Origin of the sequence: Staphylococcus sp. GDY8P85P (genome assembly GCF_017892405.1) — a bacterium.
In the GTDB taxonomy this organism is placed as follows: domain Bacteria; phylum Bacillota; class Bacilli; order Staphylococcales; family Staphylococcaceae; genus Staphylococcus; species Staphylococcus borealis.
Genome location: NZ_JAESLA010000027.1, coordinates 75,176 through 84,282, shown reverse-complemented (window position 1 = coordinate 84,282; position 9,107 = coordinate 75,176). Strand labels below are relative to the sequence as shown.

The 9,107-nt window shown below is 35.9% G+C and carries 7 protein-coding genes and 1 pseudogene; 1 reads left to right on the top strand and 7 read right to left on the bottom strand.

The window, feature by feature from the left end:
* Positions 1-155 (top strand): annotated as a pseudogene (locus KA828_RS07115) (ISL3 family transposase); the annotation flags it as partial.
* A 203-nt stretch (positions 156-358) separates the two neighbouring features.
* Here the strand turns inward: KA828_RS07115 and nreC are convergent.
* Genes nreC through KA828_RS07080 form a run of 7 tightly spaced genes read right to left on the bottom strand, consistent with a single transcriptional unit; the run spans position 359 to position 9,021 of the window.
* Positions 359-1,012: a nitrate respiration regulation response regulator NreC gene (gene nreC, locus KA828_RS07110; RefSeq protein ID WP_011274985.1), complete on the bottom strand. Its 654-nt coding sequence runs from the start codon at positions 1,010-1,012 to the stop codon at positions 359-361.
* 21 nt (positions 1,013-1,033) lie between these two features.
* Positions 1,034-2,068: a nitrate respiration regulation sensor histidine kinase NreB gene (nreB, locus tag KA828_RS07105; protein ID WP_053028697.1), complete on the bottom strand. Its 1,035-nt coding sequence runs from the start codon at positions 2,066-2,068 to the stop codon at positions 1,034-1,036.
* A gap of 9 nt (positions 2,069-2,077) precedes the next feature.
* Positions 2,078-2,527: a nitrate respiration regulation accessory nitrate sensor NreA gene (nreA, locus tag KA828_RS07100; RefSeq protein WP_210125911.1), complete on the bottom strand. Its 450-nt coding sequence runs from the start codon at positions 2,525-2,527 to the stop codon at positions 2,078-2,080.
* A gap of 23 nt (positions 2,528-2,550) precedes the next feature.
* Positions 2,551-3,234, bottom strand: a complete 684-nt coding sequence (narI, locus tag KA828_RS07095) for a respiratory nitrate reductase subunit gamma (protein ID WP_070854659.1) — start codon at positions 3,232-3,234, stop codon at positions 2,551-2,553.
* On the bottom strand, positions 3,227-3,802 hold the full coding sequence (gene narJ / locus KA828_RS07090; RefSeq protein WP_053028699.1) for a nitrate reductase molybdenum cofactor assembly chaperone: 576 nt from the start codon (positions 3,800-3,802) through the stop codon (positions 3,227-3,229). Before narJ ends, narI begins: the two co-directional genes overlap by 8 nt.
* The gene (gene narH / locus KA828_RS07085; RefSeq protein ID WP_053028700.1) at positions 3,795-5,348 is read right to left on the bottom strand and encodes a nitrate reductase subunit beta; all 1,554 of its coding nucleotides are present in this window, start codon (positions 5,346-5,348) and stop codon (positions 3,795-3,797) included. The genes narJ and narH overlap by 8 nt, the downstream gene beginning before the upstream one ends.
* Positions 5,338-9,021, bottom strand: a complete 3,684-nt coding sequence (locus KA828_RS07080; RefSeq protein ID WP_210125907.1) for a nitrate reductase subunit alpha — start codon at positions 9,019-9,021, stop codon at positions 5,338-5,340. The genes narH and KA828_RS07080 overlap by 11 nt, the downstream gene beginning before the upstream one ends.
* Positions 9,022-9,107 lie beyond the last annotated feature (86 nt).

Here is a 9,107-nt window from a genome sequence, read left to right as displayed (position 1 = left end):
GTCCGTTAGAAGTAATTAATAATAAAATCTAACTCATTAAAAGGGTATCTTTTGTTTATAGAAATTATGATATTTTACGTAATCGAATTATTATAACTTCGCGACTATTTGCCTCAACAACAAAAAAAGAGATTAAACAACCTAAGGTTGCTTAATCTCAATATTAGGACTCATCAGTCCGATTTGACGAAGAGCCAATTCTTCTCGAATTCGTCTTCCTAGCCTCTCAAGGATGATTAGATTTGAGAACGACTTAATTTAAGAACCTTCTCAATTCAGTCAGCTACTGCGCATTTACCATGTAGCTTAAATGATGTTTTTACCTATAACACATTCGTTTTTAGAGATGTAAATGTAATTAAAAATCCAACAATTTCTTTTTCAATGCATATTCAACTAACTCGGGCTTAGATTTTAAATCCAGTTTCGTCATAATATGTGTCTTATGTGCCTCGACCGTTTTAACCGACACAAACAACTTTTCGGCAATATCTTTATTGCCATACCCCTTAGCAATGAGCGGTAAGATTTCTAGTTCTCTTTTAGATAAAATTTTAAAAGGATCATTCGTAGATACGTCATCTGAATGCTTATGATTCACAAATTCATTAACTAACGATGTCGTCAACTTCATATCTACATAGGTTTCACCTTTATAAACTGTGCGAACTGCTAACAATAACTGTTCGTCAGGTGCATTTTTTAAAATATAGCCTTTAGCGCCATTACGAAGAACGTGGAACAGATATTCTTCATCATCATACATCGTTAATATTAAGATTTTAGTTTCTGGAAAGCTTTCTGATATCTTACTTGTCGCTATTAAACCAGATTCGCCAGGTGGCATACTTAAATCCATAATTAAGACATCTGGTTTATGTTCCATCACTTTCTGATAAGCCTCTCCCCCATCAGCAGCGGTTGCAACAACTTCCATATCTTCTTGAAAGTTTAATATCATTGAAAATCCTGTTCTAACGACTGCATGATCGTCTGCGATTACAATCTTCACTTTATATTCCCCTAACTTACTTTAAACTGGTACTTCTAACGTTATAATTGTCCCCTTGCCAATGTGCGTTTCAATGTTCACTGATCCTTTGACAAGTTCTGCTCTTTCGTTCATACCATATAATCCTAACCCTGTTCCTTGTGGTTTCAAATTAGGATCAAAACCATTACCTCTATCAATCACTTCTGCGATAAGACCCTCTGGCGTTTGTTGGACAGACACATCTACTTCATAAACGCCAGCATATTTCAATGCATTAAATATTGCCTCTTGAACCACTCGATAAACGACGGTTTCAATTTCACTATCGAAACGTTGATTTTGAATATTTGATTGATACACAACGTTAAATCCATAATTTTGTTCTAATTGCTTGAAATACGATTTAAAAGCCGCTTCCAATCCTAAATCATCGAGTGATGAAGGTCTTAGTTCAACTGACATGTTTCGAATGTCATTAATTAAATTAGACATTAAAACTTCAATGTGCTCAGATTTCTCAATCAGTTGTGACATATCTTGTTGATATTTTAACAATCTCAACTCAACATCTACATTTAACATTTCTTGAACAACACTGTCATGTAGTTCTCTAGAAATACGTTTTCTTTCGTTCTCCTGTGCGGCAATCGTTTTACGTAACATTTGACGTTGATACATTTTTTCTTGACGCTGAATTTGTGGTGATATGTCTTGTAATGTAAAGGCATAGATTTGAGCCTCTTCATCAATACATTGATAAGACGCTGTAAAAGGTTGAATCTTATTATCCACAGTCTTCATGAACACTTGGAAGTTCATATCATTCGGCTTTGTTGTATCTAAATAACAATTAATACAACTTTGTAATGCAAATTCATTAGAGTAACCTTCACAACGATTACATATTGCATTTGTCATAGCACTATAGTTATTGTCCTTTGAAATGATTTCTTCAGCAGCATCATTCATCGCAATAACTTTACCATCTTTATTCACAAAGACGATTTTTTCGTTCGTTTTTTCATAATATTTTTTTAGTAAGTTCTCTAAATCGAGATTATAAACATCCAACATTAGGATCACCTACATTTCTTCTGAAAATGTCCATAGCTTACCATGAATATCCAACGTTTCATAATCGGGTAACGCCTTACCATCTCTTTGACCTAAGAGTAAGACGCCATATACTTGATTATTGTAACATAATGGAATCGCAACCATTGCTGTCAAGTCTTCAGCAATTAAAATAGGATATTTAATCTTATCTTCAGGTGATAAGATTGAAGCAACGTCGTCAATAATCATTCGTTTACCAGTCTTCATAACCATACCCGCTAAGCCACGGCCTTTACGTAAGATAATCATTTTATAACGTTGATTCGTATTGCCTGAAACATAATGCCATTTAATAGGCGCTGAGCTATTATGGTGTTCATATAATGCTACACCTGCAAAATCGTAGCCTTCGTTAACCCTTAGATCATTCAATTGTTGTTGGAAATCCTGTTTCTTAAAAACTGGAGTGGTCGTAATCACATTTGAATCTCCTCTCATACTCATGAACGTGTTTTATGTTTACGATAAACAATATATCTGCGATTAGTATACGATAGTGGCACACTCCATACATGTACTAAACGTGTGAATGGCCAGCAAGCTAAAATTGTAAATCCTAGTAAGATGTGAATTTTAAATGATAAAGGCACATCTGTCATTAAGCTTGCATCAGGTGAGAAAGTAAATAAGTGTCTAAACCAGATAGATATCGTTTGACGATAATCAAAGTCACTTACCACCGCATTCGTAACTAATGTTGAATAACAACCCATGAAAATAATTAATATTAATAAAAAATTGACAAAAATATCAGATGCTGAACTTAGCTTTCTAACATTTTTAATTGTAATACGTCGTGCTGTTAAGAGTAACATACCAATAAACGTCATTATACCAAAGATACTACCAATGTATACAGCACCAAAATGATACATTTCTTCACTAACGCCTAGGCCATCAATCCATTTGGCTGGTATCGCAAGTCCTACGACGTGACCAAAAAATACTGGAATGATGCCTAAATGGAATAATAAGCTACCCCATTTTAATTGTTTCTTTTCTAGGAATTCACTAGATTTCGCAGTCCATGAGAACTGATCATATTTATAACGTGCAATGTGGCCAACAATAAAGATAGCTACACACAAATAAGGAAAGATAATCCATAAAAATTGATTAAGCATGAGATGTCACCTCATTTGGAATTTCTAAGCAAGCTTTCAATGTATTTCTTAACGCACGTATCACGTATGCATAAGGATTGTTGTCTTGCGCTAATTGATTGGCCATTTCATACGTACCATCTTCAATAATCATAATAACCAATTCAATATTTCCTTCAGCACGTGGATCGTTTTGCCATGTTGCTACATGCAAGAATTGCAACATCAACGGTAGATAATCAGATAACTCATTATCTACCATTTTCAAACCAAACATTTCATATAACACTTTAAGTTTGGCTAACATTTGGCCACGCTCTTTTTGCGTATCAAATTTGTTATAAGTCATATAGAGTGGTGATTTTTTATTGAAATCAAATGTATCTGTATAAATCGCTTTAATTTCTGATAGTGTGAATTGATGCATAATTTCTCTATATTTTACTAAATCATCGTAACCAGGATGTGATGGCTCAATCGTTTCTTCAAATGTTTTTGGATGGAACGTAAGTTTCTCAGGAAAATTAAGTTGCTGTGCAATATATCCAAAGCTTTCTTGATAATAATGAAATTGTTGTAAATTAATCACGGAAAATACCTCCATAGAAATTCTCATTATAAATTTCTTGTCCTGTTTTTCCTGAACCTACTGGAACACCACAGCCCTCACAATTATCACCAAAGTACTCGCCACCGTAACCTTGACTACCTTGTGCATGATACGTATCTAAATAAGTTTCTTTATGAGATGTTGGTACAACAAAGCGGTCTTCATATTTCGCTAAACCTAATAATCGATACATATCTTTAGTTTGAATTTCAGATAATCCAAGTCTTTCTAATTTCGATGTATCAAATTCTTTACCTGTAACTTGTGAACGCATGTAGCTTCTCATCATTGCCATCTTTTGTAGCGATTCCTTAACAGGTTGAACATCACCAGCGGTAAATAGATTTGCTAAGTATTCGATTGGTAAACGCATTTCTTCAATTGCTGGGAAAATCATATCTGGATTTTGACCAGCATTTTTACCTTCGAAATAGCTCATGATTGGGCTCAATGGTGGGCAATACCAAACCATAGGCATTGTTCTAAATTCTGGGTGTAAAGGAAATGCTAATTTATATTCGATTGCTAATTTATAGACTGGTGAGTTTTGCGCTGCTTCAATCCATTCATAGCTAATACCATCTTTTTCAGCTTGTTCAATCACAGCTTCATCGAATGGATTTAAGAAAATGTCTAATTGTTTTTCATATAAATCTTGTTCATTTTCAGCTGAAGCTGCTTCATGAACTCTATCAGCATCATATAATAAGACACCTAAATATCTCATTCTACCTGTACATGTTTCAGAACAAACAGTTGGTAATCCCGCTTCAATTCTTGGGAAACAGAATGTACATTTTTCTGCTTTATTTGTTTTCCAGTTGAAGTAAACTTTTTTATAAGGACAGCCTGTCATACAATAGCGCCAACCACGACATGCATCTTGGTCAACTAAAACGATACCGTCTTCATCACGTTTATACATGGCACCTGAAGGACATGACGCAACGCAACTAGGGTTTAAGCAGTGTTCACATAGACGAGGTAAATACATCATGAACGTTTCATCAAATTGGAATTTAATATCTTCTTCGATTTTTTGGATATTTGGATCTTCTGGACCAGTAATATGTGCGCCAGCTAAGTCATCTTCCCAGTTAGGTCCCCACTCGAGATTAAGTTTTTCGCCAGAAATTAATGAGTGTGCTTTAGCCACTGGTGAATGTTTACCTTCTTTAGCAGTTGTTAAATGTTCATAGTTATATGTCCATGGTTCATAATAGTCTTTAATCAGTGGCATATCTGGGTTGTAAAAGATTTTACCTAACGCCATTTTTGTCCAACGACTACCAGATTTAAGTTCTAATTTTCCTTTTTTATTTAAGACCCAACCACCTTTATAATGTTCTTGGTCTTCCCATCGTTTCGGATATCCGACACCTGGTTTTGTTTCTACGTTGTTGAACCACATGTATTCCGCACCTGGACGGTTCGTCCAAGTGTTCTTACATGTTACGCTGCAAGTGTGGCAACCTATGCATTTATCTAAATTTAACACCATTGCAATTTGCGCTTTAATCTTCAAGCCAATTTACCTCCTTCATTTTTCTCACTGCTACGTATACGTCACGTTGATTTCCAATTGGTCCATAATAGTTAAAGTGATAGCTAATTTGTGCATATCCACCTACAAGTTGGGTAGGTTTTAAGTGAATTCTTGTTGGTGCGTTGTGTGAACCACCACGTGTATCTGTAATTTCTGACCCTGGTGTTTCAATATGTTTATCTTGTGCGTGGTACATGAACATTGTGCCTCTTGGCATACGGTGTGATGTGACAGCTCTTGCAGTTACAACACCGTTTCTGTTGTATACTTCTAACCAATCATTATCGTTAATGCCATGTTCTTCAGCATCTTCATTAGATAACCAAACGACTGGGCCACCTCTAAATAATGTCAACATACGTTCATTATCTTGATATGTTGAGTGAATATTCCATTTACCATGAGGTGTTAAATAACGTAATACTAATGCATCTTGTCCACCTTTAACTTGCTTATCTCTCGTACCGAATACCATTGGTGGTAACGTTGGTTTGTATACTGGTAAGCTTTCACCAAATTGTTGGAACACTTCGTGATCGATATAATAACTTTGTCTACCTGTGAGTGTTCTAAATGGTACAAGACGTTCAATATTGGTTGTAAATGGTGAATATCTACGTCCATTTTTATTTGAACCAGGGAACACAGCTGTTGGTATTACTTCACGTGGTTGTGACGTAATATTTAAGAATGAAATCTTTTCTGATGCGCGTTCTTTTGAAATATCTTTCAATTCCATACCTGTTTGATTTTCTAAATCTTCATATGATTTTTGTGATAATTTACCATTTGTCGCTGAAGATATATTCAAGATGGCATCTGCTACTTTTCTAGCTGTATCGATACGTGGACGATTCGTTCTAACTGATTCAGCATCTTCATCATTCCAAGTACCTACCATACTTTTAAGTTCTTCATATTCGTCTTTAACACTAAAGCTTACGCCGTGTGCGCCAACTTTTGCTTTTTCAAGTAGTGGACCTAAAGTCACATATTTATCGTAAATTTTAGTGTAATCTCTTTCTACAACTGCGAAGTTTGGCATTGTTTTACCTGGAACAGCTTCAACTTCACCTTTAGACCAATCTTTGACGATACCGTATTCAGAACCCAACTCTTGTTTAGAGTCATGGCCAAGTGGTGTCGTTACAACGTCTTTAAATGTACCTGGTAAATAATCTTTTGCCATTTCAGAAACAGCTTTACTTAATGTTTTATAAATATCCCAGTCTGAACGTGATTCCCATAATGGATCAATAGCTGGATTAAATGGATGAATGAATGGATGCATGTCAGTTGATGATAAGTCATGTTTTTCATACCATGTTGCTGCTGGTAAGACGATATCTGAGTACAATGGTGTCGCAGTCATTCTGAAATCCAACGATACTAGTAAATCTAATTTACCTTCTGTATCTTCACGCCATTTAATTTCTTCTGGTTTATCTTCTTCATTAGGTTCAGCCATTAATCCTGAACGTGTACCTAATAAATGTTTCATAAAGTATTCTTGTCCTTTAGCAGAACTTGAAATTAAATTTGAACGCCAAACAAATAATGTTTTTGGATGGTTCTTTCTTAAATCTGGATCTTCGATCGCAAATTGCGTTTCTTTATTTTTCACAGATTCTATCGCTTTATTTAAAATAGCTTCATTTGAATCATCACCCTCATCTTTGGCTTCTTCCCCGAATAATAGACTATTTTTATTAAATTGAGGGTAAGATGGTAACCAACCTAATCTCGCTGCCGTAACATTATAATCAGCTGGATGTTGATGTTTAATATTATTTGCGAGTGGTGATTTCAATTTATCAACATTAGATTCTTCGTATTTCCATTGGTCCGTTGCAAAATAGAACCAACTTGTACCATTTTGTAAACGTGGTGGTCCTTGCCAGTCTTTAGCAAAGGCTACAGTATTCCATCCCTCAATTGGTCGACATTTTTCTTGTCCAACGTAGTGTGCCCAGCCACCACCGTTCACACCTTGACAGCCACATAATAGAACTAGATTTAAAATCGCGCGATAAATCGTATCTGAGTTGAACCAGTGGTTAATACCCGCACCCATGATAATCATTGAGCGCCCTTCTGTATCAATAGCATTTTGCGCAAACTCTCTTGCTACTTGTGTCACTAATTCTGGTTTAATACCTGTTACACGTTGCTGCCATGCTGGTGTATATTTTGATTCTGCATCATCATAAGATGTTGCTTCTAATTCATGGTTAAATCGTTTAATACCATATTGACTTGTCATCAAGTCATATACCGTCGCAACATACACTTCTTTGCCGTTAGCTAATGTGACTTTTCTAGCTGCAATCGGTCTTTCAAAGATGCCATCACCTTGACTATCAAAGTAAGGGAATTGAATCGTTTTGATTTCATATGTGTCTTCCGCCATAGACATTGCTGGATCAATCTTAGAACCATCTTCATTTTCTAATTTTAAGTTCCACTTCTTGCCTTCTTCCCAGCGTTGACCCATTGTGCCATTAGGTACTACAAATTGACGACTATTGATATCGTGAATGACCGGTTTCCATTCGCTATTTTCACTACCCATACCTAAATCACTTGCACGTAAAAATCGCCCTGCTTTATAACCATTGTCGTCTTCATCTAACATAATGACGAAAGGCATATCTGAATATTGTTTAGAATAGTTAATGAACATATCACTCGGATTATCTTGATAATATTCTTGTAAGATAACGTGTGTCATCGCTTGTGCTACCGCTGCATCTGTACCTGGATTAGGTGCTAACCAGTTATCTGCAAATTTAACATTTTCTGCGTAGTCTGGTGCTACAGAAACCACTTTAGTTCCTTTGTATCTTACTTCTGTCATAAAGTGTGCATCCGGTGTACGTGTAAGTGGTACATTTGAGCCCCACATAATAATATAAGCAGCATTGTACCAGTCACTTGATTCAGGTACGTCTGTTTGTTCACCCCAAATTTGAGGTGACGCAGGTGGTAGATCGGCATACCAATCATAGAAGCTTAGCATTTCTCCACCAAGTAAATTAATAAATCTCGCACCTGCTGCGTAACTAATCATTGACATCGCTGGAATAGGGGTGAATCCAGCAATTCGGTCTGGACCATCCTTTTTAATGGTATACAAAATTTGTGCAGCGATGATGTCTGTTACATCTTTCCAGTTAGCACGAACATGGCCACCTTTACCACGTGCTTGTTTATACATTTTCGCTTTCTCTTCATCTTCAACGATTGAAGCCCAAGCAGCAATGCGGTTACCATTATTTTCTTCTAATGCAGTCGTCCATAAATCTAATAATTTTCCTCTAATGTATGGATATTTCACACGAAGTGGACTATATTCATACCAAGAAAATGATGCACCACGAGGACAACCACGCGGTTCAAATTCTGGCATATCAGGACCACAACTTGGATAATCAATTTGTTGGTTCTCCCATGTGATCACACCATTTTTTACGAATACTTTCCATGAACATGATCCTGTACAGTTAACACCATGTGTTGTTCGAACTACTTTATCGTGACTCCATCTTTCACGGTACATTTTTTCCCATTCTCTACTTTTGCTCTCAAGAACTGACCAGTTTCCATTAAATTTTTCAGTTGGTTTGAAAAAGTTTAATCCAAATTTTCCCATCTATATGAATCCTCCTACCGTTAAAGGTATTAACTTATTCCGATTTGCCGTTTTACTTTTGAATTTATAATGATTGTACAATTTTT